The organism is Demequina zhanjiangensis (genome assembly GCF_030418315.1).
GTDB lineage: Bacteria > Actinomycetota > Actinomycetes > Actinomycetales > Demequinaceae > Demequina > Demequina zhanjiangensis.
The window spans coordinates 14,288-40,654 of sequence record NZ_JAUHPV010000011.1 but is presented as its reverse complement, the minus strand read 5'-3'; the positions used below and the strand labels follow the sequence as shown (position 1 = coordinate 40,654).

General features: G+C 70.5%; 25 protein-coding genes. 11 read left to right on the top strand and 14 right to left on the bottom strand.

Annotated elements, in window-relative coordinates; genetic code table 11:
• Window positions 1-24: 24 nt before the first annotated feature.
• Genes QQX04_RS13925 through QQX04_RS13915 form a run of 3 tightly spaced genes read right to left on the bottom strand, consistent with a single transcriptional unit; the run spans window position 25 to window position 3,803 of the window.
• Window positions 25-2,073, bottom strand: coding sequence for a PTS fructose transporter subunit IIABC (locus tag QQX04_RS13925; RefSeq protein ID WP_301130218.1), 2,049 nt, complete (start codon window positions 2,071-2,073; stop codon window positions 25-27).
• 24 nt (window positions 2,074-2,097) lie between these two features.
• Window positions 2,098-3,045 carry a 1-phosphofructokinase gene (pfkB, locus tag QQX04_RS13920; RefSeq protein ID WP_301130216.1) on the bottom strand — a complete coding sequence of 316 codons (948 nt, stop codon included), beginning with the start codon at window positions 3,043-3,045 and terminating at the stop codon, window positions 2,098-2,100.
• Window positions 3,042-3,803, bottom strand: a complete 762-nt coding sequence (locus QQX04_RS13915; RefSeq protein WP_301130214.1) for a DeoR/GlpR family DNA-binding transcription regulator — start codon at window positions 3,801-3,803, stop codon at window positions 3,042-3,044. Before QQX04_RS13915 ends, pfkB begins: the two co-directional genes overlap by 4 nt.
• 253 nt (window positions 3,804-4,056) lie before the next feature.
• Between QQX04_RS13915 and QQX04_RS13910 the strand changes: the two genes are divergently transcribed.
• Window positions 4,057-4,869 (top strand): Bax inhibitor-1/YccA family protein, encoded by an 813-nt coding sequence (locus tag QQX04_RS13910; RefSeq protein ID WP_301130212.1) that lies wholly within the window; start codon window positions 4,057-4,059, stop codon window positions 4,867-4,869.
• Between the two features lie 85 nt (window positions 4,870-4,954).
• On the opposite strand, the gene msrA is transcribed toward QQX04_RS13910, so the two are convergent.
• A complete protein-coding gene (gene msrA, locus QQX04_RS13905) occupies window positions 4,955-5,602 on the bottom strand; it encodes a peptide-methionine (S)-S-oxide reductase MsrA (RefSeq protein WP_301130210.1) in 648 nt (215 codons plus the stop codon).
• Window positions 5,603-5,711: 109 nt separating this feature from the next.
• Here msrA and QQX04_RS13900 point away from each other — a divergent pair, with 109 nt between their 5' ends.
• Both QQX04_RS13900 and rlmC read left to right on the top strand, forming a co-directional pair.
• The gene (locus QQX04_RS13900; protein WP_301130208.1) at window positions 5,712-7,007 is read left to right on the top strand and encodes an AI-2E family transporter; all 1,296 of its coding nucleotides are present in this window, start codon (window positions 5,712-5,714) and stop codon (window positions 7,005-7,007) included.
• 36 nt (window positions 7,008-7,043) lie between these two features.
• Window positions 7,044-8,189: a 23S rRNA (uracil(747)-C(5))-methyltransferase RlmC gene (gene rlmC, locus QQX04_RS13895; protein WP_301130206.1), complete on the top strand. Its 1,146-nt coding sequence runs from the start codon at window positions 7,044-7,046 to the stop codon at window positions 8,187-8,189.
• 100 nt (window positions 8,190-8,289) lie between these two features.
• Here the strand turns inward: rlmC and greA are convergent, their stop codons facing one another.
• A complete protein-coding gene (greA, locus tag QQX04_RS13890) occupies window positions 8,290-8,772 on the bottom strand; it encodes a transcription elongation factor GreA (RefSeq protein ID WP_301130204.1) in 483 nt (160 codons plus the stop codon).
• Between the two features lie 98 nt (window positions 8,773-8,870).
• Complete coding sequence (locus QQX04_RS13885; protein ID WP_301130203.1) at window positions 8,871-9,296, bottom strand: DUF4307 domain-containing protein; 426 nt, start codon at window positions 9,294-9,296, stop codon at window positions 8,871-8,873.
• Between the two features lie 39 nt (window positions 9,297-9,335).
• On the opposite strand from QQX04_RS13885, the gene QQX04_RS13880 reads away from it, so the two are divergent.
• Window positions 9,336-9,515: a hypothetical protein gene (locus QQX04_RS13880; protein WP_301130201.1), complete on the top strand. Its 180-nt coding sequence runs from the start codon at window positions 9,336-9,338 to the stop codon at window positions 9,513-9,515.
• Between the two features lie 10 nt (window positions 9,516-9,525).
• Here the strand turns inward: QQX04_RS13880 and trhA are convergent, their stop codons facing one another.
• A complete protein-coding gene (gene trhA, locus QQX04_RS13875) occupies window positions 9,526-10,182 on the bottom strand; it encodes a PAQR family membrane homeostasis protein TrhA (protein WP_301130199.1) in 657 nt (218 codons plus the stop codon).
• Between the two features lie 83 nt (window positions 10,183-10,265).
• On the opposite strand from trhA, the gene QQX04_RS13870 reads away from it, so the two are divergent.
• Together QQX04_RS13870 and phoH2 are read left to right on the top strand one after the other, a co-directional pair.
• Entirely contained in the window at window positions 10,266-11,027 is a 762-nt protein-coding gene (locus QQX04_RS13870) for an isoprenyl transferase (protein WP_301130197.1), read from the top strand.
• 316 nt (window positions 11,028-11,343) lie between these two features.
• Complete coding sequence (phoH2, locus tag QQX04_RS13865; RefSeq protein WP_436968486.1) at window positions 11,344-12,600, top strand: RNA 5'-3' helicase PhoH2; 1,257 nt, start codon at window positions 11,344-11,346, stop codon at window positions 12,598-12,600.
• Between the two features lie 422 nt (window positions 12,601-13,022).
• Here the strand turns inward: phoH2 and QQX04_RS13860 are convergent, their stop codons facing one another.
• The 5 genes from QQX04_RS13860 to QQX04_RS13840 all read right to left on the bottom strand — a co-directional run bounded on the left by QQX04_RS13860 (window position 13,023) and on the right by QQX04_RS13840 (window position 18,386).
• Window positions 13,023-14,114 carry an ABC transporter substrate-binding protein gene (locus QQX04_RS13860; RefSeq protein ID WP_301130195.1) on the bottom strand — a complete coding sequence of 364 codons (1,092 nt, stop codon included), beginning with the start codon at window positions 14,112-14,114 and terminating at the stop codon, window positions 13,023-13,025.
• 41 nt (window positions 14,115-14,155) lie between these two features.
• Entirely contained in the window at window positions 14,156-14,965 is an 810-nt protein-coding gene (locus QQX04_RS13855; RefSeq protein WP_301130193.1) for an ABC transporter ATP-binding protein, read from the bottom strand.
• Window positions 14,962-15,993: a FecCD family ABC transporter permease gene (locus tag QQX04_RS13850; RefSeq protein WP_301130191.1), complete on the bottom strand. Its 1,032-nt coding sequence runs from the start codon at window positions 15,991-15,993 to the stop codon at window positions 14,962-14,964. Before QQX04_RS13850 ends, QQX04_RS13855 begins: the two co-directional genes overlap by 4 nt.
• On the bottom strand, window positions 15,990-16,985 hold the full coding sequence (locus QQX04_RS13845) for a FecCD family ABC transporter permease (RefSeq protein WP_301130189.1): 996 nt from the start codon (window positions 16,983-16,985) through the stop codon (window positions 15,990-15,992). The genes QQX04_RS13850 and QQX04_RS13845 overlap by 4 nt, the downstream gene beginning before the upstream one ends.
• Before the next feature lie 93 nt (window positions 16,986-17,078).
• Window positions 17,079-18,386 carry a glutamyl-tRNA reductase gene (locus QQX04_RS13840; protein WP_301130187.1) on the bottom strand — a complete coding sequence of 436 codons (1,308 nt, stop codon included), beginning with the start codon at window positions 18,384-18,386 and terminating at the stop codon, window positions 17,079-17,081.
• A 67-nt stretch (window positions 18,387-18,453) separates the two neighbouring features.
• Here QQX04_RS13840 and hemE point away from each other — a divergent pair, with 67 nt between their 5' ends.
• From hemE to QQX04_RS13820, 4 genes are read left to right on the top strand one after another with little or no spacing between them, the layout of a single operon-like run.
• Entirely contained in the window at window positions 18,454-19,542 is a 1,089-nt protein-coding gene (gene hemE / locus QQX04_RS13835) for a uroporphyrinogen decarboxylase (RefSeq protein ID WP_301130185.1), read from the top strand.
• On the top strand, window positions 19,535-20,929 hold the full coding sequence (locus tag QQX04_RS13830; RefSeq protein ID WP_301130183.1) for a protoporphyrinogen/coproporphyrinogen oxidase: 1,395 nt from the start codon (window positions 19,535-19,537) through the stop codon (window positions 20,927-20,929). The genes hemE and QQX04_RS13830 overlap by 8 nt, the downstream gene beginning before the upstream one ends.
• Window positions 20,926-21,600 (top strand): hydrogen peroxide-dependent heme synthase, encoded by a 675-nt coding sequence (gene hemQ / locus QQX04_RS13825; protein WP_301130182.1) that lies wholly within the window; start codon window positions 20,926-20,928, stop codon window positions 21,598-21,600. The genes QQX04_RS13830 and hemQ overlap by 4 nt, the downstream gene beginning before the upstream one ends.
• Window positions 21,597-22,781 (top strand): ferrochelatase, encoded by a 1,185-nt coding sequence (locus tag QQX04_RS13820; protein WP_301130180.1) that lies wholly within the window; start codon window positions 21,597-21,599, stop codon window positions 22,779-22,781. The genes hemQ and QQX04_RS13820 overlap by 4 nt, the downstream gene beginning before the upstream one ends.
• A 69-nt stretch (window positions 22,782-22,850) precedes the next feature.
• Here QQX04_RS13820 and QQX04_RS13815 read toward each other — a convergent pair whose 3' ends face one another.
• The gene (locus tag QQX04_RS13815) at window positions 22,851-24,164 is read right to left on the bottom strand and encodes an NAD(P)/FAD-dependent oxidoreductase (RefSeq protein ID WP_301130179.1); all 1,314 of its coding nucleotides are present in this window, start codon (window positions 24,162-24,164) and stop codon (window positions 22,851-22,853) included.
• A gap of 168 nt (window positions 24,165-24,332) precedes the next feature.
• Window positions 24,333-25,724: a class II fumarate hydratase gene (locus QQX04_RS13810; protein WP_301130177.1), complete on the bottom strand. Its 1,392-nt coding sequence runs from the start codon at window positions 25,722-25,724 to the stop codon at window positions 24,333-24,335.
• Window positions 25,725-25,891: 167 nt separating this feature from the next.
• Here QQX04_RS13810 and QQX04_RS13805 point away from each other — a divergent pair, with 167 nt between their 5' ends.
• Window positions 25,892-26,365 (top strand): hypothetical protein, encoded by a 474-nt coding sequence (locus tag QQX04_RS13805; RefSeq protein ID WP_301130175.1) that lies wholly within the window; start codon window positions 25,892-25,894, stop codon window positions 26,363-26,365.
• Window positions 26,366-26,367 lie beyond the last annotated feature (2 nt).

The following is a 26,367-nucleotide window of genomic DNA, read 5'->3' as shown; positions in this document are numbered from 1 at the left end:
GGTGTGTCTCCTTTCGAGAGAACGTCAGGCGGTGGTGGCCACGGCGTCGACCGTGGCGAGCTTGGAGTCGCGCGACTTGAGCAGCAGGACGATGGCGGTCGTGATGACCACGCCGATTGCCAGCGCGACGAGGAACAGCAGGAAGTTGCCGATGAGCGGCAGCACCCAGATGCCTCCGTGAGGTGCGCGGAGGGTGGTGCCGAAGACCATCGCGAGTCCACCGGTGACGGCCGAGCCGACGACGGAGGAGGCGATGACGCGGAACGGGTCGGCCGCAGCGAACGGGATCGCACCTTCGGAGATGAAGGAGGCTCCGAGCAGCCATGCCGCCTTGCCGTTCTCGCGCTCGGGCTCGGAGAAGAGCTTCGGGCGGAGCGTGGTGGCGAGCGCCATCGCGAGCGGGGCGACCATTCCGGCGGCCATGACGGCGGCCATGATCTTCAGCTGGGGGGCGTCGGTGACGGCGCCAGCGGCGGCGAGTCCGGTCGTCGCGAACGTGTAGGCGACCTTGTTGACAGGGCCTCCGAGGTCGAAGCCCATCATCGCGCCCAGGATCGCGCCCAGTGCGAAGGCGGACCCGCCGGACAGGCTGGTGAGCCAGTCGTTGAGGCCGTCGAAGGCGATCTGGATCGGGCGGCCGAGCACGGTGATGAAGAGGCCCACGGTGACGAAGGTGGACAGCATCGGGATGACGACCACCGGCATGATGCCTCGTACGCCCTTGGCGACGGGCCAGGAGGCGACCCACTTGGCGGTGATGCCGCCGAGGAGACCGGTGACGATACCTCCGAGGAAGCCGGCGCCCATGGTGGCGGCGACCGAGCCGCCGACGATGCCGGGCACGAGTCCTGGCCGGTCGGCGATCGCGAAGGCGATGAAGCCGGACAGGATCGGCACCAGGAATCCGAAGGAGGCGCCTCCGATGACGAACAGCAGCGCCGCCCATGCGGTGAGCGAGGTGACGTCGAAGTTCTGGGCGATGTTGTACTCGTCGCCCGAGGTCAGGTTGTAGTTCACGATCTCGATCGCGCCGTTCTCGCCGAGTGAGACCTGCGCGAGCATGAACGACAGGGCGATGAGGATACCGCCGGCTGCGACGAACGGGATCATGTAGGAGACACCGGTCATCAGCCACTGGCGGATGCGGGTGCCGATGCCGGCGGTGTCGTCGACCTTGGACGTGAGGCCGCCTGAGCCTGCCGCAGGTGCGGCGGCTGCTGCCTTGGAGGGGTCGGCCTTCCACTCGGCGGCCATCGCGACGGCCTGGTCCACGAGCGCGGGGCCGTCGGAGATCGCCTTCTTGACGCCGACGTCGACGGTCGGCTTGCCGGCGAAGCGATCCCGGCCCTTGACCTCCACGTCGTGGGCGAAGATCACGGCGTCGGCTTCGGCGATCTGCTGGGCTGACAGGCCCTTGGCGCCCACGGAGCCCTGGGTCTCGACCGCGATCGTGTGGCCCGCCTCTGCGGCTGCCCGCTCGAGTGCCTCGGCCGCCATGTAGGTGTGGGCGATGCCGGTGGGGCACGACGTGACGCCGACGAGCTTGAGCGACGCGGCGGGTGCCGGGGTGTCGAGGGGGGTGTCCGCCTTGGGTGCGGCCTCGGCTGCGGGGGCGGCGGCCGGGACGACGTCGCCGATCTCCGCCTCCACGAGCGCCACGACCTCGGCCTCGGTCTTCGCGGCGGCGAGGCCCTCGGTGAACTCGGACTTCATGAGCGCACGGGCGAGGGCGGGGAGCACCTGCATGTGCGCGTCGCCGCCGCCTTCGGGGGCCGCGATGAGGAAGACGAGCTTCGCGGGGCCGTCGGGGGCGCCCCAGTCGATGCCGTCGGTGACGCGGCCGAATGCGAGCGACGGCTCAGAGATGCCCGCGGAACGTGCGTGGGGGATGGCGATGCCACCGGGGAGGCCGGTCGCCATCGTCTCCTCGCGGGTGGTGACGTCCGTGAGGAAGACGTCGAGATCGGTGCAGCGGCCGGCGTCGACCAGCGTCTCGGCGAGCGTGCGTGTCGCCTCAGCGCGGTCCGCGGCCTTCAGGTCGAGCACGACCTGAGAGGTGGTGATCAGAGACATGGTGGGGATTCCCTTCCGGTGGCTTCAGTGCCCCAGCTCGAGGGAGAGCGGGAGTTCGGGGGAGAGGGCGGGGGCGACACGTCGGACGTCGTCCGGCGTGGGGACAGAGCTGCCAGGGAGCGCCACTGCGGCGGATCCCCATGCGACACCTCCGACGAGGGCCTCGCTGATCGGGAGGCCCGAGGCGAGGCCGTGCAGGAGTCCGGCGAGCATGCAGTCGCCGGCTCCGACGGTGGACACCGGTGTGGTGACCTTGGCTTGGGCGTGTGCGGCGTCGCCCTCGGTGACGAGGAGTGCGCCGTCGGCGCCGAGGCTGACCGCGACGATCTCGATGCCGGAGGTCACGAGCTCGCGTGCGGCGGCGAGGACGTCGCGCAGGGTCGGCAGGTCGTGCCCGACCAGTTCTGCGAGCTCCTCGTGATTGGGCTTGATGAGGTTCGGCTTCGTGGCGACCGCGGCGAGGAACGGTGCGCCGGAGGAGTCGACCACGAAGCGGGCCCCGCGGGCGCGCACGCCGTCGGCGAGGTCGCTGTACACGTCGGTCGAGACGCCGGGGGGAAGGCTTCCGCAGACGGCGACCCAGGCGGCGCCCTCCGCGGCGGAGAGGGTGGCGTCGACCATGGCGCGCGTCTCGGCCTCGGAGAGCACGGGTCCAGGCTCGTTGAGCTTCGTGGTGGTGCCGTCGGGCTCGAGCACGGACACGTTCATGCGGATCGCGCCGGAGATGGGCACGTCCCGATGGCTGACTCCCGTGGCTCCGAGAAGGTCGGCGAGCAGGTGGCCCTGGTGTCCTCCCACGGGGACGACGGCGACGGTCTCGGCGCCGTTGGCGGCGAGCGCGCGGGAGACGTTCACGCCCTTGCCACCGGCGTCGAGCCGGGCGTCGGCGGCGCGGAGCACCTCGCCGCGCTCGAGCTCGTCGATCACCAGCGCGTGGTCCACGCTGGGGTTGGGGGTCAGAGTCACGATCATGCTGTCACCACCTGGGGTCCGGCGGCGCGAAGCTCGGCGGCCACCTCGTCGGGAAGTTCGTCGTCGGTCACGATCAGGTCCACCTCGTCGAGCGTGGCGAAGCGGTGCAGGTGATCGTCGCCTGCCTTGGAGGAGTCGGTCGCCACGATCACGCGTCGTGCGGCGTGGACCATGGCGCGCTTGGCGGTGGCCTCGACCTGGTCGGGCGTGGTGAGGCCGCGGGCGACCGACAGTCCGTTGGTGCCGAGCACGACGACGTCCACGACGAGCCCGTCGAGAGCTCCGGTGGTCCAGGGGCCGACGGCGGCGCCGGTCACGCCTCGCACGCGTCCGCCGGTCATGAGCAGGGTGATGCGGGGCATGCCTGCGAGCGCGGCTGCGGCGGGGATCGAGTTGGTGATGATCGTGTAGTCGGCGTCTGCGGGGATCTGGGAGACGATCGTCTGCGTGGTGGACCCTGCGTCGAGCAGGATCGTCCCGCCGGGCGGCAGCTCCTCGAGGACGCGGGCGGCGACTCGACGCTTGACGTCGGCGTTGCGTGCGCTGCGGGTGGCGAGCGTGGGCTCGAGCTCGAGCCGCTCGACGGGGATCGCGCCGCCGTGGACCCTGCGCACCGCTCCGCGGCTCTCGAGCGCGGTGAGGTCGCGGCGCACGGTCTCGGAGGTGACGCCCAGCAGCTCGGAGAGCGCGGACACCTCGACTCGGCCTTCGCGGCGCGCCTCGGCGAGGATGCGCTGCTGTCGCTCCGCTGCGTACATGGACGGCGTCGTCCCTTCGTGGTCCTGATCGGCTCTGATAACCACATCGAATCATGAGAACGGACACAAAGCAACTCAAACAAAGGTTGTTTGATGTGGATTCGTGTCAGATTTGTTGGCAAGGGACGTATCGAATCCACATCGGCGGGCACGCGACGGGGCGTCCGGCCCGAATCGTCCTCGCGGACGATCCCCCGAGGGTCGCGTGCGTGCGTACACTCGACGCACACTCGACTGAGCCAGGAGGATCCCCGTGGCCAACCCCTTCTTCACCCAGTCCAAGGACTTCAGCCCCGAGGCGCTCCAGCGCCAGGGCGCAGCCGACGCCGCCCAGCTGGAGGCGACCTTCGACCTCCCGGCAGCGGAGCCGGCCCAGATCGGACGCATGTCCTACGAGGGCACCATCACCAAGACCTTCGGGTCCCTCATCGTCCTCGGCATCGCCGCAGCGCTGACCTACATGGCGCCGCTCGACACCATGTACCTGCCGATGTTCGGCGCCGCGATCGGCGGTTTCGTCGTCGCGATGATCGCCGCGTTCAAGAAGAAGGGCTCGGCTCCGCTGACGCTTCTCTACGCGGTGCTCGAGGGAGCGTTCCTCGGCGCGTTCACGAACTGGATCGAGGTCTACTTCGATGTCCCCGGCGCCGGCCTTCAGGCACTGCTCGCGACCGGTGTGACGCTCGGTGTGACCCTCGCCCTGTACCGCTCCGGCAAGGTCCGCTACACGCCCAAGCTCCAGAAGATCCTCATGATCGGACTCGTGTCCTACCTGGTGTTCTCGCTGGTGAACCTCGGCGTCATGATCTTCGGCAACAGCGAGGGCGCCTGGGGTCTGCGCAGCGGCGTCGAGATCCTCGGCATGCCGCTCGGCGTGATCATCGGCGTCGTCGCCGTGCTGCTCGCCTGCATCTCGCTGATCGCCGACTTCGACTTCATCGAGCGCGGCGTCAAGGGCGGCGCCCCCACCCACCTCGAGTGGAAGGGCGCCTTCGGTCTGCTCGTCACCCTCGTGTGGCTGTACACCGAGATCCTGCGCATCATCGCGATCTTCAACCAGCGCTGACGGCGGCGGGCGCAGCGCGCCCGCCCCATCGACGACGAGGGCCCCGCGGCATCAGCCGCGGGGCCCTCGTGCGTCTCGGGATCGTTCAGGCGAATGACACCTGGCAGAACCCGTGGTTGCAGTAGCCGCCGGGGTTCTTGTGCAGGTATCCCTGGTGGTACTCCTCGGCGTAGTAGAACCGTCCGTCGCCCGCGGTGGACGCCAGCTCGATCTGGGTCGAGATGGGCCCGTAGCCCTGAGCGTCGAGCCGCGCCTGGTAGCGCTCCTTCGACTCGAGAGCGGCGGCGAGCTGCTCCTCGTCGGTCGCGAGGATCGCCGACCTGTACTGCGTGCCGATGTCGCCGCCCTGACGGTTCGGCGTCGTCGGGTCGTGGTTCTCCCAGAAGGCGGCGAACAGCTCGTCCAGCGAGACCTTCGCTGGGTCGTACACCACCTGCACGGCCTCGAAGTGACCGGTCTTCGCGGTGCAGGTCTCCTCGTACGTGGGGTTCTTCGTCCATCCGCCCATGTAGCCGACCGCGGTCGAGTACACGCCATCGAGCTGCCAGAAGATCCTCTCGGATCCCCAGAAGCAGCCCATGCCCACGTAGAGCACCTTCATGCCCTCGGGCCAGGGACCCTTGAGCGGCGTCCCCAGCACCACGTGGGTCGGGGAGATCTGCAGCTCCTCGTCGCGACCGGGCAGCGCCTGGTCGGGGGTGATCATCGTCGTCTTCGACAGTCCGAACATCATGCTCCTTCCTGGAGGCGGAAACGCCCTGCGCGCGCCTTCTGTTCCGCGGCCGGGGGCGGCCCGTGCGCGTCGCCGTCATGCCAGGGACGACGGCGGTTAGGCTCACCCTATGGCCGACGAGGACGCCCCCACGACCCGCTCGCATGTCACGTACATGCAGGGCACCGACGCTGCGGACACGGTGCCGGCCTGGCTGCGGATCGCCGCGGCGTGGGGCTGGCGGCTGATCGTCGTCGGGGTCGTGGTCGTCGCCGCGGGCTCCCTGTTCACGACCGTGTCGACCATCGTGATCCCGGTGATCATCGCGCTCTTCATCGCGGCGCCGCTTGAGGTGGTCGTGGCCCGGCTGCAGTCCTGGCATATCCCGCGCGGGCTCGGCTCGGCGATCGCGATCCTGGGGCTCTTCACCGTGGTGAGCGCGCTCGTGGTGCTTGCCGGCGCGGAGATCGTGTCCGGCTTCGATGAGCTCAGGATCGCGGCGCTGCAGGGCTTCAACGAGTTGATCACGTGGCTCTCGGAGGGTCCGCTGCACATCAGCGCGGAGCAGCTGCAGGAGATCCAGGACAACATCCTCTCGCTCGTGCAGGGCAATGCTCTCGGTCTCGCCTCGGGCGCGCTGTCGTTCACAGGAACGATCGGCGGCCTCGTCGCCGGCACCGTGATCGCGCTCCTGTCCCTGTTCTTCTTCATGCGTGACGGCTCCTCGATGTGGGGCTGGGCGGTCGGCCTGCTCCCGGACGACAACATCGACCAGGTGGACCGCGCGGGCAACAACGCGTGGCACACGCTGCGCCGCTACACGCAGACGTCGGTATTCGTGGCCTTCGTCGACGCCGTCGGCATCGGCGTGGGCGCGTGGATCCTCGGTGTGCCTCTGGCGCTGCCGATCGGAATCCTCGTCTTCCTGTTCTCCTTCATCCCGCTCTTCGGCGCGACCCTGTCGGGAATCATCGCCGTGCTCGTCGCGCTCGTGGACGGCGGCCCGATCACCGCGCTGATCATGGCGGGCATCGTCCTGCTCGTGCAGCAGATCGAGGGCAACGTCCTGTACCCGTGGCTGTTCGGCAAGGTCTCCTCGCTCCACCCCATGGTGATCCTGCTGACGGTCGCCGCCGGAACGCTGCTGCTCGGCCTGGTGGGCGCGATCATCGCGGTCCCCGTCGTCGCGTTCTTCACCGCCTTCGCGCGTGGTCTTCAGAAGGAGTTCCGGCCCGATCCGGAGCCCGCGCCGTTGTCCGGCCAGCTGCCGGAGCTGGCGCATCGGTCCAAGGAGGCGTTCCAGCGCGTCGTCCACACGGGACAGATCCGGATCCGCGGCAACCACGACGATCCCGAGCCGCCCACCGAGGAGCAGATCCCGGTGCGTCGCAAGGACGACGACGAGGACGGCTCCCGCTCGTCCTGACGGCTGGCAGCCGCGCACCGCGCCTAGACTCGCTCCGTGCAGTGCGACTACTTCGATGCGGGCGTGTGCCGCTCGTGCGCGCTGCTTGAGACGCCGTACGCGCGTCAGCTCGCGGACAAGGACGCCGCGGTGAGGGCGACCATGGGCACGACGGCCGACGGCGCCGTCTGGCTTCCCCCGGTGGCCAGCGCTGAGGAGGGATTCCGCACCAAGGCGAAGATGGTCGTCGGCGGCACGGTCGAGGCGCCGACGCTCGGCATCCTCGACATGGACGGCGGGGGAGTGGACCTCCAGGGCTGTCACCTGTACCCGGACGCGCTCTCGGCCGCCTTCGCGCCGCTTGCCGACTTCATCACCCTGGCCGCGCTCGAGCCGTACGACCTGACGACGCGGCGCGGAGAGCTGAAGAACCTGCTCGTGACAGTGTCGCCCGACAGCGACCTCATGGTCCGCTTCGTGATGCGCTCCACGGAGGCGCTCGCGCGGCTGCGCAAGCATCTGCCGTCGCTCCAGCGCGCGCTGCCGACCCTGACGGTCGCGTCCCTCAACGTCCTTCCCGAGCACAAGGCGGTGGTCGAGGGCGACAGGGAGATCCCGCTCACCGCACAGGAGTCGCTCCCGATGCGGCTGGACGATGTCACGCTCCACCTGCGCCCACAGAGCTTCTTCCAGACCAACACGGACGTGGCCCGCGCGCTCTACCGCCAGGCCGAGGAGTGGATCGACGCGGCCGCGCCGGCCGACGTGTGGGACCTGTACTGCGGCGTGGGCGGCTTCGCGCTGCACGCGCTGGCTCCTGGTCGCGACGTCCTGGGCGTCGAGGTCTCGGAGCAGGCCATCGCCTCGGCCGCCTTGACCCGGGACGAGCTTGTGGCTGCGGGTCGACCTGGTGCCGCCGACGCGCGCTTCCTTGCCGCCGACGCCACCGCCTTCGCGCTCGCGCAGGACCGCGCGCCCGAGCTCGTGGTCGTCAATCCTCCCCGCCGAGGGATCGGGCCCGCGCTCGCCGGCTGGCTCGACCGGTCGGAGGTGCGCACCGTCGTGTACTCGAGCTGCCACCCTGGGTCGCTCGCCCGCGACCTCGCGGCGATGCCGTCCTGGATGGCCCGCGAGATCCGGGTCATGGACATGTTCCCTCACACGGCCCACGCGGAGACGGCTGTCCTGCTGCAGCGCGCGTGACGCGCCGTGACACCTCGCGCCGCCGTAAGCCGCGAGCGTGCCCCGAGCACGACGGAGGCCCCCGCGCCATGCGCGAGGGCCTCCGTGAAGCGTCAGCGGGTCAGCCGCCGAACGGCTCCGCAGAGATCACCTTGACGGGGATCTCGTTGCCGTTGGGGGCGGTGTAGGTGGTCTCGTCGCCCGGGTGCTTGCCCATGAGCGCCGCACCGAGCGGGGACTGCGCGGAGAACACGTCGATGTCGGTGCCGCCGGCGACCTCGCGAGAACCGACCAGGAACTTCATCTCGCGGCCCATGACCTCGGCGACCACGACGGTGCCCGACTGGATGCCTGCGTCAGTGCTCGCCTCGCCGACCGTGGCGCTGCGAAGGATGTGGCGCAGCTGCTCGATGCGTGCCTCCTGCTTCGCCTGCTCCTCGCGGGCAGCGTGGTAGCCGCCGTTCTCCTTGAGGTCGCCCTCCTGGCGGCGGTCGTCGATCTCCTTGGCGATCTCGACGCGGCCGACGTTGACCAGGTGGTCGTACTCGGCCTGAAGGCGGTCGTAGGCCTCCTGGGTGAGCCAGGTACCGGTGGTGTCCGTCACGTCATTCCTCCTTGTGGCATGACTGCCTAGGTTATCAACCTCGGGACCGTGCGTGAAAGGCGCGTGGTGAGGCCGGTGAGATCAGCGTCGCTCGCGACCTATCCGTCGGCCGACGGCGCGAAGGTGCAGGAGTGCACGGAGGCGGTCACCGCCTCCTCGGTGGTGGCGATCGACGTGTCGATGCGCTGCTCGGAGCCGTCCACGGAATCCACGTCGACCGTCACGACTCCCACCTCGCCGTAAGAGCTGTTGAGGGCCCTCACCGTGCACGAGGCGACGCCGTCGGCGTAGAGGAAGACGTCGAAGGTCGCGGTGATCTCGTGCTGGTCGACCACGGAGAAGCCCACGTCGCGGAAGCGCACCGGCTCGGCCTGGTTCGACGCGACCGCGTAGACGCTGACGGCGGCGACCAGGGCGAGCACGCCTGCGATCGCCAGGATCCAGCCGCGCCGGGACAGCTGCGGAAGCGCGCCGGAGCCTTCGCTCTCGACTGGTGTCCGGTTCGGCTCGGGGAGGTCGCTCATGATGAGGCAGGATAGTCCCCAGACGAAAGGACTGTCCCCGTGGAAGACTTCACCGGCGGGCCGGGATTCCTGGCCTTCGTGTTCACCTTCACCCTTGCGGGCGCGGGCGTGCTGCTGTTCCGCTCGCTCACCAAGCACCTGCGCAAGGTCAAGGGCAAGGGCGACGAGGCTCAGCCGCCCGCCTCCTCAGGCGAGGCGCCCAGCCCGTCGACCCCGTAGCGTCGGCCGGTCAGCCCGCGCTGTAGATCGCGATCGACGCCGCGATGTAGTGGCAGACGAAGCCCGCGATCGTCAGGGCGTGGAAGATCTCGTGGAAACCGAAGTATCGGGCTGACTTTCCCGGCCACTTGAAGCCGTAGATCACGGCACCGACGGTGTAGCACAGGCCTCCCGCGACGACCAGCCAGACGACGGCCGCGCCGCCCGCCTCGTAGAACGGGCCGATGAAGCCGATCGCGACCCATCCGAGGGCCACGTAGATCGGCACGTACACCCAGCGGGGAGCGCCCAGCCAGAGGATGCGTGACAGCAGGCCGATGATCGCGCCGGCCCACACGATGCACAGCACCCAGACGCGGGTGGATCCGTCCAACAGCATCACTGTGAGGGGCGTGTACGTGCCGGCGATGATGAGGAAGATGTTGGCATGGTCGAGCCGTCGGAGGACGGCCTGCGCCTTGGGCGACCAGTTGCCGCGGTGGTACACGGCCGAGGTGCCGAACAGCATCACCGCGGTGGTCGTGAAGATCGCCGACGACACCCGGCCCGCCAGCGTGGGCGCGAAGACGACGAGCGCCATGCCGGCGAAGTAGGCGAGCGGGGCTGCGCCGAGGTGAAGCCAGCCTCGAAGCATCGGTTTGCCGATGGTGGGCAGGTTCTCTTCCATGACCCTACGGTAACGTAGGTTAGCCTTCCGGGTTACTCTGGAGCCGCGCCCGTGGGCGCTTCCTCCTCCTGGAAAGGGCGCGAATGGGTCTGCGGAGCCTGCTGTACGGCGTGTACGAGCGTCAGCTCGTCTCCAGCCTGCGCGACGCCTCCCTCCCGCGACACATCGGAGTCATCCTCGACGGCAACCGCCGCTGGGCCAAGACCATCGGCGCGCCCGCCGCGCACGGCCACCAGAAGGGCGCCGACAAGATCACCGAGGTGCTCGAGTGGTCCCAGGAGGCGGGGGTCGAGGTGGTCACGCTGTGGCTCCTGTCCACCGACAACCTTGACAGGGACCAGAAGGAGCTCGCGCCTCTGCTCGAGATCATCTGCTCCGCAGTCGAGGCGCTTGCGGACGACGGACGCTGGCGCCTTCGGCATGTCGGTGACGCGACGTTGCTTCCGGCGGACTCCGCGGGACGGATCGCCGCTGCCGTCGCCCGCACCGAGGGCGCCACCGGCGTCTCGGTCAACGTCGCCGTCGGCTATGGCGGGCGTCACGAGATCACCGATGCCGTGCGCTCGTACCTGCGCGCGTGCGATGCCGAAGGGCTGTCGCTCGCCGAGGCGGCCGAGCGGCTCAAGGTGGACCACATCGAGGACCACCTCTACACGAAGGGCCAGCCGGACCCCGATCTGGTCATCCGCACCTCGGGCGAGCAGCGCCTCTCCGGTTTCCTCATGTGGCAGAGCGCGCACACCGAGTTCTACTTCTGCGAGGCCTATTGGCCCGCGTTCCGCCGCGTCGACTTCCTCCGTGCGCTGCGCGACTACGCGCTGCGGGAGCGTCGTCTGGGCCGCTGAACGCCCCTGAAGCCCGTGTTTCCCCTGCCGACGCGCAAGGTTACGGACGTGTGAAACCTGGCGTGTCGCCATTCCGGGCGCGCATCACACCGGCGTAGTTTCGGGAGCGTGGTAACACCATCTCGTCGCACCGACCCGGTGCCGACCTGACCGAACGCCGTGGGGCGTTCGGCGCCCTGCGGCCTGAACGCTGGGAGCCCTCGTGACCGCCACCACGCCCCGCACCACCCCCTCCACCGACGCCTCCGTCGAGGCCGATGTCGCTCTGCGCACCTACGTGCTCGACACCTCGGTCCTCCTGTCGGATCCACGAGCGATGAGGAGGTTCGCTGAGCACGACGTCGTGCTGCCGGTGGTCGTCGTCACGGAGCTCGAGGCGAAGCGTCACCACCCGGAGCTGGGGTACTTCGCACGGTCAGCGCTGCGGATGCTCGACGAGCTCAGGGTGAAGCACGGCACGCTCGACAAGCAGGTGCCGATCAACGACGCGGGCGGCTCGCTGCGCGTCGAGCTGAACCACACCGACCAGGAGGTCCTCCCGAGCGGCTACCGGCTCGGCGACAACGACACCCGCATCCTCGCGGTGGCGGCGAACCTCAGCAAGGAGGGCAACCACGTCGTCGTCGTGTCCAAGGACCTGCCGATGCGTGTGAAGGCGTCGGCGCTCGGCATCGAGGCCGAGGAGTACCGGGCAGAGCTGGCCGTGGAGTCCGGCTGGACAGGCATGCGTGAGATCCAGCTGACCGACGAGCAGATGAGCGCCCTGTGGGAGTCCGAGCGGCTCGACGCGCCGCCTGCGGCCGACTGCGGCGAGGACCTGAAGTCGCTGCCGGTGCACACCGGGCTCGTCATCCACTCGCCGCGCGGGAGCGCGCTGGGCAGGGTCACCGATGAGGGCACCGTGCGGCTGGTACGCGGCGACCAGGAGGTCTTCGGCGTCCACGGCCGCAGCGCCGAGCAGCGCATCGCGATCGACATGCTGCTCGACGACTCGATCGGCATCGTGTCCATGGGCGGACGCGCGGGCACCGGTAAGAGCGCGCTCGCGCTGTGCGCGGGCCTCGAGGCCGTGATGGAGCGCCGCCAGCACAAGAAGATCATGGTGTTCCGCCCGCTCTACGCTGTCGGCGGCCAGGACCTGGGCTACCTGCCCGGCGATGCGGGCGAGAAGATGAACCCGTGGGCGCAGGCCGTGTTCGACACTCTCGGCGCGATGGTCTCGTCCGAGGTGGTCGAGGAGGTCATGGCGCGCGGGATGCTCGAGGTGCTCCCGCTCACGCACATCCGCGGCCGCTCGCTGCACGACGCTTTCGTGATCGTCGACGAGGCTCAGTCGCTCGAGCGCAACGTGCTGCTCACCATGCTGAGCCGCATCGGCCAGGACTCGCGTGTGGTCCTCACGCACGACGTGGCGCAGCGCGACAACCTGCGGGTCGGCCGGCACGACGGCATCGCCGCGGTGATCGAGGCGCTGAAGGGCCACCCGCTGTTCGCGCACGTGACGCTGGAGCGCTCGGAGCGCTCCGCGGTCGCGGCGCTGGTGACCGACATGCTCGAGCGGCTCGACCTCTAGATCTCGCCCCGACACCCTCAGCAGGGGTGGGACGAGGCCCCCGTGCGACGTGCGTCGCACGGGGGCCTCGCTGCGTCCGGGGACGTCGCTGTCGCCGCGCGGCCGCCCGCGGTCGGATGCGCGGCCGCCCTCCAGTCCCCGTGCGGGTCACTCACCGTCGCTTCTGGGCGCTCTGCGGCTCAACGGGGTCGCTCACCGTCGCTCTCGCGGTGAGCGCGCGGGAGCGGGGTCGCCCTGCGCCATCGGCGTGCTCGCCACGGGGATGGAGCTCTCGACGGACGACGCAGCCCCCGCCGTCACGAGGACGACGGGGGCTGCGTGAGATGCTCCCTTGGCGGGGTCAGCGGCGCTGAGCGACCCGGATCAGCCGGATCGGGGTCAGAAGCGGCGCTGAGTGACCCGCTTCGGGGTGGGCGGTCGGGTTACGAGGCGTCCGAGACGAACGGCTCGACCTCGGTGGCCGGGTCGCCGTCGAGCGCCTGCTCGAGCATCGGCACGAAGGCGTCGATCGAGTACATGACCGAGGACGGCGAGTTCGCGAAGAACGCACCCTCGAGGATCGGGTCGGTCAGCCACACGTTGCCGCCCACCTGGGTGGTGTTCAGCGAGTCGAACAGCGGCAGCGCCTCAAGCGCGTCACGCGAGTCGGGCGTGGTCGCGACCTGCCACACGATCGAGTCCAGGTCGCCGAGGATGGTGTCGACCTGCTCGGCGCTGATCTGCATCCATGCGGCCTCGGTGCCCTCGATGGAGGACACGTCGAGCCCGACGTTCGCGAGGAACTGGTTGCGGGTGTCGCCTGCGGCGTACACGAACGCCTGGCCCTCGTAGTAGCCGCCCACCTGCGAGGTGAGGCCGTCCCACTCGGGGTGCGCGTCGCGGACCTCGGCGAATGCCGCGTCGATGTCGGCGAGGATCGTCTCCGCCTCGTCGGTGGTGCCGGTGGCCTGCGCGAGCAGGGTGAGCTCGTCGGCCAGGCTGACGCCCCACTCGACGGTCTCGTTGCCCGCGGAGTCGGTCGCGGGGCGCGTGAGGACCGGCGCGATCGACGAGAGGAGGTCGTACTCCTCCTGGGTCATGGTGTGGTTCGGGTAGGTCGCGACGATGAGGTCGGGCTCGAACGAGGCGATGAGCTCGGCGTCGTACGTGGTGCTGCCGGGCTCGAACAGCTCGGGCTCCGCGCCGGCGGCGACGCGGTCGGCCTCGGCCCAGGGGCCGGTGCCGTTGTCGTAGCCCTGCCAGCTGACGGGCACGGCGACGGGGGCGACGCCGAGCGCGTAGAGGTACTCGTGCTCGTGCGAGCCGAGCGTGACGACGCGCTGCGGCTCGGAGTCGATGGTGACCTCGCCCATCGCGGTGTCGAGCGTCACCGGGAAGGCGGTCGACTCGGTCGACGTGGTGGCGTCGGGCGTGGACGACGTCTCGGTGCTCTCGGTGGATGAGCATGCGGCCATCAGCAGGGCCGCTGCGGCGGCCAGGGCGGCCGCGCCGAGGCGGCGGGTCGTGGTCTGCATGGTGTTCCTTTCGTGGGGGTTCCGGGTGGGGGTGGTGACGTTCAGGTGGGGTCGGCGTCGTGCCCGCCGGGTGAGTGGGCAGGGATGACGACGGGGGTGCCGGTGACGGGGTCGGTGAGGACGCGCACGTCGAGGCCGAAGACGGAGCTGACGAGCTGCTCGGTGAGCACCTCGGAGGGTGCACCGCTGGCGGCGACCTCGCCTTCGGACATCGCGATGACGTGGTGGGCGTACCTGGCCGCCTGGTGCAGGTCGTGCACGACCATCACGATGGTGCGGGCCTGCCGGTGGTGGAGCCTGTGCAGCAGGTCGAGCACCTCGTACTGGTGCGCGATGTCCAGGTACGTGGTGGGCTCGTCGAGCAGCATCACGGGGGTGTCCTGGGCGAGCGCCATGGCGATCCAGGCGCGCTGGCGCTGGCCTCCTGAGAGCTGGTCGACCGACTCGTCGGCGATGTCGGTGAGCTGCGTCGAGTGGAGGGCCGACATGACGGCGGTCTCGTCCTCGGGGCTCCACGGGCGGAGGACCTTCTGGTGGGGAGTGCGGCCGCGGGCGACGAGCTCACGCACGGTGATGCCCGCGGGTGCGATCGGCGACTGCGGGAGCAGGCCGACGCGTCGGGCGACCTCGCGGGTGGGGATGCGGTGGATGTCGGTGCCGTCGAGGAGGACCGTGCCCTCGGTGGGGGTGAGCAGGCGCGCGAGGGCACGCAGCAGGGTGGACTTGCCGCAGCCGTTGGGTCCGATGATCGCGGTGATCTGGCCGTCGGGGATCTCGACGTCGACGCCCCGCACGATGGGCGGACCGCCGTATCCGATGACGGCTTCGCTGGTCTTCAGGGTCGGTGTCATGAAGGGCCTCCTCGGGAGGCGCGCCACACGAGCCACAGCAGGTAGGGCGCGCCGACGACGGCGGTGAATGTTCCGACGGGCAGCTGGAGGGTGTCGGGCATCTGCTGCGCGAGCTGGTCCGCTGCGAGCAGGAGGACCGCACCCATGAGGGCGGAGGGGATGAGGGTCACTCCGGCGTTGCGGGTGAGGCGCAGCGCGAGCGCGGGCGCGACGAGCGCGATGAACGCGATCGGGCCGGTGAGGGCGACGGCGCTCGCGGCCAGCAGCACGGAGGAGACGGCGAGCGTCGCTCTGGCGGGGCCGACGGAGATGCCGAGCGAGCGGGCGGTGTCGTCTCCCATCTCCATGGTGCGCAGGGCGCGTGCGTTCCAGAGGACGAGGGGTGCGAGCACCGCGAGGGCGATCGCGGCGACCGTCACGTGGGTCCATGTGCGCCCGGTGGTCGACCCGACGAGCCAGCCGAGCGCATTGCCGGCGTCGTGCACGTCCATGCGGGTGAGGAAGTACTGGGTGGCGGCCTGGGCGACGAAGCCCATGCCGATTCCGGCGAGGATGAGGCGCAGGGGCACGATGCCGTGCCGCCAGGACAGCAGCAGGATGAGGGCGGACGCGATGAGGGCGCCGACGATGGCTCCGCCTGCGACGACCCAGAGCGAGCTGGCGCCGATGAGCCAGAGGGTGAGGACGGCGCCAGTGCCTGCTCCTGCGGAGATGCCGATGAAGTCGGGCGACGCGAGCGGGTTGCGGGTGAGCGATTGGAGGATCGCGCCGGAGAGGCCGAGCATCGCGCCGACGAGGATCGCGGTGAGCGCGCGCGGTGCGCGCACCTGGCCGACGATGAAGTCGGTGGGGGCGCCGACGGGGATGCCGACGGCCGCGCGGAGTCCGTCGAGGATCGTGATGTCCGACTTGCCGACGGTGAGGGCGACGATGAACAGGCCGGCGAGGGCGGCGAGCATCACGAGTCCGACGGCGAAGGTGCGTCGGTGGGTGGTGATGCCGAGCGGCCCGAGGCGGAGGATCCTCACAGCTCCACCACCTTCATGCGCCGTGCCATGAGGGCGAAGAGGAGTCCTCCGAGGAACGCGGTGGTGATGCCGACGCCGATCTCGCCGGGGTAGGCGATGACGCGGCCGATGACGTCGCACATGAGCACGAGCGCGGCGCCGCCGAGCGCGCTCACGACGAGGAGCCAGGGGAGGGAGGCGCCGACGAGGGCGCGTGCGAGATGCGGCACTGCGAGGCCGACGAAGACGATGGGTCCGGCGGCAGCGGTGGCGGCGCCGGCGAGGAGCGTGACGAGCAGCACGATGAGCGCGCGGATGACGCCGATGTTGACGCCGAGTGCGCGCGCGGCGTCCTCTCCGAGAGCGATGGCCTGGAGCTGTCGTGAGACGAGCAGGCCTGCGGCGATCGAGCCGCCGACGATGAGCGCGAGCGCGGTGAGGTCGTGGTTCTGCCGGCCGGTGAGGGAGCCGGCGACCCAGAGGCGGTACTGCTCGAGGGTCTGCTCGTTGACGAGCAGGACCGCGTAGGTGACGGAGGTGACGAGCGCGGTGAACGCGACGCCTGCGAGCGCGAGCCGCACGGGCGCTCCTGCGGCGGCGCCGCGTGCGCCGATGGCGTAGACGATGACGGCGGCGAGGCCGGCGCCCGCGAAGGCGAACCACACCTGCGCGCCGAAGGTGGTGGCGATCCCTGTGGAGAGGGCGATGACGACGGCGAGCGAGGCTCCTGCATTGATGCCGAGCAGTCCCGGGTCGGCGAAGGGGTTGCGGGTGAGCGACTGCATGAGTGCGCCGGCGACGCCGAGTGCGGCCCCTGCGAGGATCCCGATCATGGTGCGGGAGACGCGGAGCTCTCGGATGATGAGCTGCTCGGGGTCGTTCGGATCGAGCTGGGTGAGCGCCTGCCACACCGTCCCGAGGTCGATCGCGCGTGAGCCGATGGCGAGCGAGAGGGCGACTGCGACCACGAGCGCGATCGCGGCGGCGATCGTGACGAGGACGCGCGTGCGCATGGGGCTCCTTCGGGGGCGGCAGGGCGCGAGTGTGCGCCGGTGAGGCTTGCCTAACCTAGTGCAGGAGCAAGAATTAACGCAACAATGGCGTTGCTAAATGGAGTGCTCGTCGCTCTGCTGGACGATCCCCGGGGCGGGGCATGCGTCGTCCTGCATCGCGATGTCGATCCCGTAGAGCGTGCGGATCGCGTGAAGGTAGTGCTCGGTCTCGCCTGCGCGCGCCAGCTCGCGGGCGCGCACGGTGGGCGTGTGGAGCAGCGTGCGCGCGAAGCGACGGAGCGACTGCTCCGCGAGCTCGGCCTGCGCGACCGTCTCCGCGTCGGCGTCCGCGGCCGGGCGGATCCTGGCGAGCTCCTTCTCGAGCAGCCCGAACACGTGCTCACGCAGGGCGACGATCGCGGGGTCGAGCGCGCGCTCGGTCTCGCCGTCGCCCAGGCGTGCGACGGCGTGCGCCACGATCGACCGCGCGGCCTCGAGGGCCTCGACCGACTCGCCGGGCGCGTGACGGCCCACGTGCTCCAGGTTGATGACGCGCACGTCCCGCAGGTCCTCCACGCCGGGAGCGACGTCCCGGTGCAGCGCGAGGTCCACGATCGTGAGCGGGTGGGCCGCCCCCGCACGAGCGCTCGACACGAGCGCGGGCGTGAGGACGATGCTCTCGCCGCCCGAGCAGGCGTAGATGACGTCGGCCTCGCGCACGGCCTCGGCGAGCGCGTCGGACTCGACCACGGGAACCCCATGGCGCGAGCCGAAGAGGGGGCCACGGCCCGACGGGGAGAACACTCCGGTGAGGACCGCGCCACGCGCGCGGAGGGTCGCGACCCCGGACTCGGCGAGCGCGCCCGTGCCGATCATCAGGGTGCGGGCACCGGGCCAGGCGACGGTCTCGTCGGCCAGGTCCAGAGCGACGGACACGACCGAGCGGCCGGACGTGCCGACGCCCGTGGTCGAGGCGACGACGCGTGAAGTCCGCAGCGCGGACTGGAAGAGGCGATCGAGCCGCGACGAGATGTGGTGGCGCTGCTGGGCATCCAGGTGTGCGCGGCGCACCTGACCGGAGATCTCACGTTCGCCGACGACCATCGACTCGAGACCCGAGGCGACCGACATGAGGTGCTGCGCGGCGTCATCGTCCTCGTAGACCAGGAGCGCCTCTGCCACCACGTCCTCGGCGAGTCCGGAGGCGGCGGCGAGGGTCGAGACGACCTCCGCGCGCGCGGACGCGGCGTCGTCGGTCTCGAGGTACACCTCGAAGCGGTTGCAGGTGGGCAGCACGACGGCGCCGGAGACGGGGGACTGGCCGTCCACCGCAAGATCCGCCACGCTCTGCGCGCCGAGGCTCAACTGCTCGAGCAGCGCGAGGTCGCGGTTGCGGTGACTGGCCACGAGGGACATCAACATGGCGGATCCATTCTCGCATGCACTCTCTGTGGGTAGCACATCGACCGGAACAGGGCAGAATCGAGACATGACCTCGAGTGCACTCCCCGTGAGCCATCCGCTCGCCTCCGGCCTCACCGCGGACTCCCCGTTGATCGCCGCCCTGCAGGGCCGTGAGCCCTCGCGCAGGCCCGTGTGGTTCATGCGCCAGGCGGGTCGCTCGCTTCCCGAGTACCGTGCCGCCCGCGTCGACTCGACGATGCTCGAGGCGTGCTTCACGCCCGAGCTCGCGGCGGAGATCACCCTGCAGCCGGTGCGCCGGTACGACGTGGACGCCGGCATCTTCTACTCGGACATCGTCGTGCCGCTGCGTGCCGCCGGCGTGGACGTGGACATCGCGCCCGGCGTCGGCCCGGTCTTCGGCGCGCCCGTCCGCACTCTGGCCGACGTGGAGGCGCTTCCCGAGCTGGGCGAGGAGGGTGATGGCGGGGTGCTCGACACCGCGCTCGAGCCCATCCGTCGTGCCGTGGAGCTGACTGTCGCGGAGCTCGGTGCGACGCCGCTGATCGGCTTCGCCGGTGCCCCGTTCACGCTCGCGGCCTACATGGTCGAGGGCCGGCCCTCCCGCGATCACCTCGCGGCGCGCGAGCTCATGTACTCCGACCCCGACGCATGGGAGGCGCTGGTCGACTGGACCTCCGCTGTCGCGGGCCGCTTCCTGCGTGCGCAGGTCCTCGCGGGCGCGTCCGCCGTTCAGCTGTTCGACTCGTGGGCGGGCGCGCTGTCCGAGCGCGACTATCAGGAGCACTGCGCGGGTGGGTCGGCCCGCGCGCTCGGCGCCGTCGCCGACCTGGGCGTGCCCCGCATCCACTTCGCGACAGCGGCCGGCCATCTGCTTCCCGCGCTCGCTCAGGCAGGCGCGACCGCAGTCGGCGTCGACTACCGCACCCCGCTCGATGAGGCGGCCGGGATCATCCCCGACGTCGCCCTCCAGGGCAACATCAACCCTGCACTGCTCGCCGCGCCTGCCGACGTGCTCGAGGCGCACGTCCAGGACGTCCTTACGCGCGGCGCCGTGGCGCACGGCCACGTGGTCAACCTGGGCCACGGGATGCCGCCGCACGCGGACCCCGCCGTGGTGAAGAAGGTCGTCGAGTACGTCCACGAGCATGGCTGAGCCTGAGGGTCGCACCGAGCCGTCGCTGCCCCAGCGCCGGACGGTCGCTGTGGTCGGAGGGGGCATCGCGGGACTTCTCGCCGCACGTCGCCATCTGCGCGCGGGTGACGTCGTCACGGTGCTCGAGGCCGCGCCGCGCGTCGGTGGCAGGGTGTCGCGGCTCGAGCTCGACGGGCTCGAGCTCGACGCGGGCGCCGAGTCCTTCGCGGTGCGCGACGGTGCCGTCGAGAGGCTCGTCAGGGAGCTGGGGCTCGAGGACAGGATGGTCGCCCCTGCGCCGACTCCGGCATGGGTGGTCGGCCCCACGCGCGCACACCCGCTGCCTGCCGCGGGCTGGATGGGCGTGCCGGTCGACCCGTTCGCGCCCGACGTGGTGTCGGCGCTCGGCAGGCTCGGCTCGTGGCGAGTGTGGCTCGACACGCTGCTCCCCGTCTCGAAGCCCGCGGCCTCCGCCACGGCCGGTTCCGTGATCAGGCGAAGGATCGGCCGGCGCGCGACGACCCGTCTCGTCGAGCCGGTCGTCAGGGGCATCTACTCGCGCCCGCTCGACGAGCTGCCGTTCGCCTCGCTCGGCAAGGGCGTGGCCGAGGACCTCGCGGCCGAGGGCGGGCTCGTGGCCCTCGCCGCCGCTCGCCGTCAGGCGTCGCCCGCAGGATCCGCGGCGATGGGGCTCGAGGGCGGAATCGCGACGATCGCCGAGGAGCTGGCCCGGCAGGTGCGCGAGCTGGGTGGTGCGATCCGCACCGGTGCCGACGTGGTGTCGGTGCGCCCCGACGAGCGCGACGGCTGGCTGGTGGAGATCGCGAGCGACAAGCGCCCCGTCAGGGTGGGTGCGCTCGTGGTCGCCGTGCCGCAGTCCGAGGCGTACAGGCTGCTGCCAGGTCCGGAGCGCCGCGAGGAGCCGCGCAAGCCCGGCCGCGCGGTCCTTGTCACGCTCGTCCTGAACGCGCCCGCGCTGGATTCCGCTCCGCGTGGAACGGGGGTGCTCGCCGTGGGCGGGGTGACCCGCGCCAAGGCCCTCACCCACGCCACGGCGAAGTGGCGGTGGCTCGCGGAGCGCGCGCCCGGGCGGCACGTCGTGCGCCTCTCCTACGACGCGCGTGCGATCTCGGGGCTCGATCGTGAGGGGCCCGTCACCAGCGCGGGTTCGCTCGCGGGACAGGCGCTCGCGGACGCTTCGCGGCTGCTTGGCGTGACGCTCACGCCGGCCCAGGTGAGGGCGCATGGCGTGGTGGCGTGGCCCGACTCCGCGCCGTCCGAGCATGCGCCGGGGTGGGACGCTCCACACCTCGAGGTCGTGGGGTCGGCTGCGGGCCTGAGCGGCATCGCGGCGATCGTCTCCCAAGATTTTGTTTTGAGCAATTCACAAGAGAGGATGACGGCATGACCGATCAGCCCGATGGCTTCACCCTGTTCTCCGTCCTCGACGGACTGCTGGACGCGCCGGACGAGGAGCTCGCCGAGGTCGTCGAGCACTTCGACATGGCCGTCACCGAGCTCGCCGAGCACGACGTGGTCCTGCGCGGCATCTACGACGTCTCCGGTCTCCGCGCCGACGGCACCGTGATGCTGTGGCTCCACGGCCCCCGGCTCGAGGACCTCCAGCTCGCCCTTCGCGAGCTCCACGCGACCGAGCTGCTCGCAGGCACGACCCTCACGTGGTCCGCCGCGGGCGTCCACCGCGCCGCCGAGTTCAACAAGGCGCACATCCCCGGCTTCCTGCGCGGCGAGCGCCCCCGCAACTGGCTGACCGTCTACCCCTTCGTGCGGTCGTACGAGTGGTACCTGCTGCCGGAGGAGGAGCGCTCGCAGATGCTGCGCGAGCACGGCATCAAGGGTGCCGCGTTCAAGGGCGTGGTCGCGAACACCGTGGCCGCGTTCGCGCTCGGCGACTACGAGTGGCTGCTTCCCATGGAGGCCGACGAGGTGACGGACCTGGTCGACATGATGCGCGACCTGCGCTACACCGAGGCTCGCCGCCACGTGCGCGAGGAGCTGCCGTTCTACACCGGTCGTCGCGTGACGACCGCCGAGGCCGTGGAGGTGCTCGCGTCATGACCGACACCCTGCCCCCGCTCGCAGCCGCGTCCCGCACCGTCGATCCTGCGACGTACGACTGCATCCTTCTCGCCGGCTTCGGCGGCCCTGAAGGTCAGGACGACGTCATCCCCTACCTGCGCAACGTGACGCGTGGACGCGGCGTGCCGGACGAGCGCCTCGAGGAGGTCGCGCACCACTACCGGCACTTCGGCGGCATCAGCCCCATCAACCAGCAGAACCGCGACCTCAAGGCCGCCCTCGAGGCAGAGATCGAGAAGCGCGGGCTCGGGCTGCCGATCTACTGGGGCAACCGCTTCTGGGAGCCGTACTTCACCGATGCGCTCAAGGAGCTCCACGCCGACGGCCACCGTCGGGTGCTCGTGCTGGTCACCACCGCGTTCTCCTCCTACTCCGGCTGCCGCGCCTACCGCGAGGACCTCGCGACCGCGCTCGAGGAGGCAGGGCTGACCGGTGAGCTGGTGCTCGACAAGGTGCGCCAGTACTTCGACCACCCGGGCTTCGTGGAGCCGAACGTCGACGCCGTCCGCGGCGGCCTCCGTGAGCTCGCCGAGCGCGGCGACGGGGCGTCTGCTCACGTCATGTTCGCCACGCACTCGATCCCCAGCTCTGCGGCCGACGTGTCGGGCCCCCGCGAGGCTCTGCCGGACGGGACGCCGGTGCCGACCGGCGGCGGCGAGGAATGGCATGAGGGAGGCGGCTGGTACGTCGCTCAGCAGCGAGCCGTCGCCGCGCTCATCATGGACCGTGTCTCCGACGAGTTCCCTGACGTCCCGTGGTCGCTCGTCTTCCAGTCGCGCTCGGGCGACCCGCGCGTGCCGTGGCTCGAGCCCGACATCAACCTCGCGATCGAGGCGCTGCCCGAGTCCACCACCGGGCTCGTGATCTCTCCGGTCGGCTTCGTGTCCGACCACATGGAGGTCGCGTGGGACCTCGACAACGAGGCGCTCGAGACGTGCGAGGAGCGGGGCCTGAGCGCCGTTCGCGTGCCCACGGTCGGCGTGGATCCCGCGTTCGTCGCGGGGCTGATCGATCTGGTCGAGGAGCGTCACGTCGCCGGTGACGGTGAGGCCCCGCGCGATCGCGTGGCGCTCACGTCGCTCGGTCCGTGGCAGGACGTCTGCCCGACGGACTGCTGCCTCGGCAGGGCCGCCAAGCCCACCATCGCGTCGGCTGAGTAGCGACCGCAGACCACGAAGGGCCGCCACCCGCTGACGCGGATGGCGGCCCTTTCGCGTGTCTGACGCGGGTCAGCCGCGCGCGGCCTCCTCGAAGGCGCGTCGCGGCACCTCGACGCGGCCGAGCGACACCATGTCGCGGCGGAACAGCAGTGCGATCGTCCAGTCGAGCGTCACGCGCAGCTTGCGGTTCACGGTGGGGATCTGGGACAGGTGGTAGGTGCGGTGCATGACCCAGGCGGGCCAGCCGCGCAGCTTCACGCCCATGATCACCGCGACGCCCTTGTTGAGGCCGAGCGACGCGACCATGCCCAGGTGCTTGTGCTTGTACTCGTGGAGCTCCTCGCCCGCAAGGTGAGCGGCGATGTTGGCGCCGAGGTGGCGGGCCTGACGCACCGCGTGCTGGGCGCTCGGGGCGCACCAGTCGCCCTCGCCCTCGACCAGGTTCGGCACCTGAGCGCCGTCGCCTGCGGCCCACACGCCGGGGACGACGCTGCCGTCCTCGTTCACGACCTGCAGCGTGGGGGAGGCGCTCACGTGGCCACGCGGGCCGAGCGGAAGGTCCGAGTCGGCGAGCACCGGCGCGGGCTTCACGCCAGCCGTCCACACGATCGTGTCGGCGTCGAAGGCCTCACCGTTCGACAGCTCGACGTGGCCGTCGACGCAGCTGTCGAGGGTGGTCGACAGCAGGACGCGCATGCCACGCGACTCGAGCTCCTTCTTGGTGTACTCGCCCATGTCAGGGCCCATCTCCGGGAGGATGTGGTTCGCGGCCTCCACCATCACGAAGTTCAGGTCCTCGGGGGACAGCTCGGGGTAGTAGCGCAGCGTGGCCTTCGCCATGTCCTCGGTCTCCGAGAACGCCTCGATCCCTGCGAAGCCGCCGCCGACGAAGACGAACGACAGCAGACGCTTGCGCAGCGCCGGGTCCGAGGTGGTCGCCGCGCGGGCGATGCGACCCAGGATGCGGTTGCGGACCGCGGCCGCCTCCTCCACGTACTTGAAGCCGATCGCGTTCTCCGCGAGGCCGGGCGTGGGGAAGGTGCGGGAGACGGCGCCGAGCGCGACCACGAGCTCGTCGTAGTCGAGAGTGAGCCCCTCGCCCAGGTCCGTCTGAGCGGTGACCCGGCGGTCGGCGTGGCTGATGCCCGTCACCTTGCCCTGGAGCACGCGCACGCCCTTGAGGGTGCGGCGCAACGGGACGACGGCGTGGCGCGCCTCGATCGAGCCGGCTCCCGCCTCGGGCAGGAACGGCGCGTAGGTCATGTAGGGGCGTCGGTCGATCAGCGTGATGTCGACCTTGTCCCCGGCCTTCCGCTTGAGCGTGAGGGCGGTGTAGAGGCCGACGTAGCCGCCTCCGAGGATGAGCACACGTGTACGTGTCATGGGGTTACCTCCTGCTGGGTGCAACAGCAGGGGCCCGCGCCGGTGTTCCCCGCTGCGTGAGACCCGCAGCTGCGCGTGGTGATGCGCCTACTTTACCGGCGCGCGGGACCTACGTCCCAGCCCGCGATGCGTCGGGCCTCTCAGCAGGGGTGATGCCCCGAGGAGGTCTCAGCCGCGCCCCGTCATGGTGGTGACGTCCAGCAGAGCATCGAGCTGCTCGAGCGAGATCTCCCCGCGCTCCACGAAGCCCAGGTCGATCGTCGCCTCCCTGACCGTCATGCCCTGCTTCACCGAGTGCTTCGCGATCTTCGCCGCGTTCTCGTAGCCGATCACCCGGTTGAGCGGGGTGACGATGCTGGGGCTCGCCTCGGCGAGGAACCGCGCCCTGTCCTCGTTGGCGGCGATGCCGTCGATCGTGCGGTCCGCGAGGACCGTCGTCGCATTCGACAGCAGACGCATCGACTCGAGGGCGCCGAGCGCCATCACGGGGATCTGCACGTTCAGCTCGAACGCTCCGGAGGCGCCCGCCCAGGCGACCGTCGCGTCGTTCCCGACCACGCGGGCGCACACCATCAGCACGGCCTCAGGAACCACAGGGTTCACCTTGCCCGGCATGATCGACGATCCAGGTTGAAGGTCCGGCAGCGCGATCTCGCCCAGCCCCGTGTTCGGGCCCGAGCCCATCCAGCGCAGGTCGTTGCAGATCTTGGTCAGGCTGACCGCGATCGTGCGAAGCACACCCGAGATCTCCACGAGCGAGTCGCGCGCGGACTGCGCCTCGAAGTGGTTGCGCGCCTCGGTGATCGGAAGGGACGTGTCCTCCGCGAGGAGCGCGATCACGCGCTGCGGGAAGCCCTCCGGAGTGTTGATGCCGGTGCCCACCGCGGTGCCTCCGAGCGGCACCTCGGCCACGCGCGGCAGCGCCACCAGCAGACGCTCGATTCCCAGCCGGATCGCCGCGGCGTAGCCGCCGAACTCCTGACCCAGCGTCACCGGGGTCGCGTCCATCAGGTGGGTGCGGCCCGACTTCACGACGTCCTTGAACTCCTCCGCCTTCGCCTCGAGCGACGCGGCGAGGTGCTCCAGCGCGGGCACCAGGTCCTGCACCAGGGTCGCTGCGGCGGCGGTGTGCACCGACGTGGGGAACACGTCGTTCGACGACTGCGAGGCGTTGACGTGGTCGTTCGGGTGCACCTCCTTGCCGAGCGTCCGAGTCGCGAGGGTCGCGATGACCTCGTTCGTGTTCATGTTGGAGGACGTGCCCGAACCCGTCTGGAAGATGTCCACAGGGAAGTGCTCGTCATGCCTGCCGGAGGCGACCTCATCCGCGGCGGCGACGATCGCGTCGGCGATGTCCGCGTCCAGCACTCCCAGCTCCGCGTTCGCGCGAGCCGCGGCCTTCTTGACCCGCGCGAGCGCCTCGATGTGGCGCCGCTCGAGCGTCACCCCCGAGATGGGGAAGTTCTCCACGGCTCGCTGAGTCTGTGCCCGGTAGAGGGCGTCGGCGGGGACCCGCACCTCACCCATCGTGTCGTGCTCGATCCTGAACTCCGTTGTCATGGCGCCCATTGTGGCAGTCGATCCGCCCTCAGGCACAAAGAATCTCCTCAGAAAACCTTCGTCATCGTCCACGGCATCCGATGTCTCATACTGTGACCGGCGTGCACCCAGGGGAGGGCGCGCCAGACAAAGGGGGAAGCCGAATGGCTCGAGGATGGCGCACAGTAATGCGCAACGCGATGTTCGCGCAGGCCGCCGCAGGCGACCGGCTCGATCCGCAGGAGATCGCGGAGATGGCCCGTTCGCGCGACAGGGCGGTACGTGCCGCCATCGCTGCGCGCCCGGACATCCCCATGCCCACCATGCTCCGGCTCGCCACCGACAGGTCCGTCGAGGTGCGCATCGCCCTCGCAGGGAACCGCGCCATCGCGCGCTCGTCAGCGCTGCTCGACGCGCTCGCCCAAGACCCGTCGGTTGAGGTGCGGCTCGCGCTCGTCGGCAACTCCGCGACGCCCGTCCACACGCTCCAGGCGCTCGCGCTGCGTGCACGCGGCCCCGAGAGCGACGCCGCGACCGGCAGGCTCGACACCGAACGCGCCTACGACGTCTCCGCCCCGGTCGTCGCGCTCAAGCTGGCCTCAGGAGACGACGCGCGGCCGATGAGGCTCGCCCCCGTGCGAGGCTTCCGCGTCGCCGACTGACG

Excerpts from the sequence above, each read along its gene's own strand:
- QQX04_RS13900 (WP_301130208.1), top strand. The coding sequence starts at position 5,712 with ATGGCCGACGAGGACGCCCCCACGACCCGCTCGCATGTCACGTACATG.
- trhA (WP_301130199.1), bottom strand. The coding sequence starts at position 10,182 with ATGGAAGAGAACCTGCCCACCATCGGCAAACCGATGCTTCGAGGCTGG.
- QQX04_RS13840 (WP_301130187.1), bottom strand. The coding sequence starts at position 18,386 with ATGTTGATGTCCCTCGTGGCCAGTCACCGCAACCGCGACCTCGCGCTG.
- QQX04_RS13915 (WP_301130214.1), bottom strand. The coding sequence starts at position 3,803 with ATGTACGCAGCGGAGCGACAGCAGCGCATCCTCGCCGAGGCGCGCCGC.
- QQX04_RS13815 (WP_301130179.1), bottom strand. The coding sequence starts at position 24,164 with ATGACACGTACACGTGTGCTCATCCTCGGAGGCGGCTACGTCGGCCTC.
- msrA (WP_301130210.1), bottom strand. The coding sequence starts at position 5,602 with ATGATGTTCGGACTGTCGAAGACGACGATGATCACCCCCGACCAGGCG.
- QQX04_RS13845 (WP_301130189.1), bottom strand. The coding sequence starts at position 16,985 with ATGCGCACGCGCGTCCTCGTCACGATCGCCGCCGCGATCGCGCTCGTG.
- QQX04_RS13860 (WP_301130195.1), bottom strand. The coding sequence starts at position 14,114 with ATGCAGACCACGACCCGCCGCCTCGGCGCGGCCGCCCTGGCCGCCGCA.
- QQX04_RS13830 (WP_301130183.1), top strand. The coding sequence starts at position 19,535 with ATGGCTGAGCCTGAGGGTCGCACCGAGCCGTCGCTGCCCCAGCGCCGG.
- QQX04_RS13805 (WP_301130175.1), top strand. The coding sequence starts at position 25,892 with ATGCGCAACGCGATGTTCGCGCAGGCCGCCGCAGGCGACCGGCTCGAT.
- pfkB (WP_301130216.1), bottom strand. The coding sequence starts at position 3,045 with ATGATCGTGACTCTGACCCCCAACCCCAGCGTGGACCACGCGCTGGTG.
- hemQ (WP_301130182.1), top strand. The coding sequence starts at position 20,926 with ATGACCGATCAGCCCGATGGCTTCACCCTGTTCTCCGTCCTCGACGGA.
- phoH2 (WP_436968486.1), top strand. The coding sequence starts at position 11,344 with ATGAGGAGGTTCGCTGAGCACGACGTCGTGCTGCCGGTGGTCGTCGTC.
- QQX04_RS13855 (WP_301130193.1), bottom strand. The coding sequence starts at position 14,965 with ATGACACCGACCCTGAAGACCAGCGAAGCCGTCATCGGATACGGCGGT.
- hemE (WP_301130185.1), top strand. The coding sequence starts at position 18,454 with ATGACCTCGAGTGCACTCCCCGTGAGCCATCCGCTCGCCTCCGGCCTC.
- QQX04_RS13870 (WP_301130197.1), top strand. The coding sequence starts at position 10,266 with ATGGGTCTGCGGAGCCTGCTGTACGGCGTGTACGAGCGTCAGCTCGTC.
- QQX04_RS13820 (WP_301130180.1), top strand. The coding sequence starts at position 21,597 with ATGACCGACACCCTGCCCCCGCTCGCAGCCGCGTCCCGCACCGTCGAT.
- QQX04_RS13885 (WP_301130203.1), bottom strand. The coding sequence starts at position 9,296 with ATGAGCGACCTCCCCGAGCCGAACCGGACACCAGTCGAGAGCGAAGGC.
- QQX04_RS13925 (WP_301130218.1), bottom strand. The coding sequence starts at position 2,073 with ATGTCTCTGATCACCACCTCTCAGGTCGTGCTCGACCTGAAGGCCGCG.
- QQX04_RS13810 (WP_301130177.1), bottom strand. The coding sequence starts at position 25,724 with ATGACAACGGAGTTCAGGATCGAGCACGACACGATGGGTGAGGTGCGG.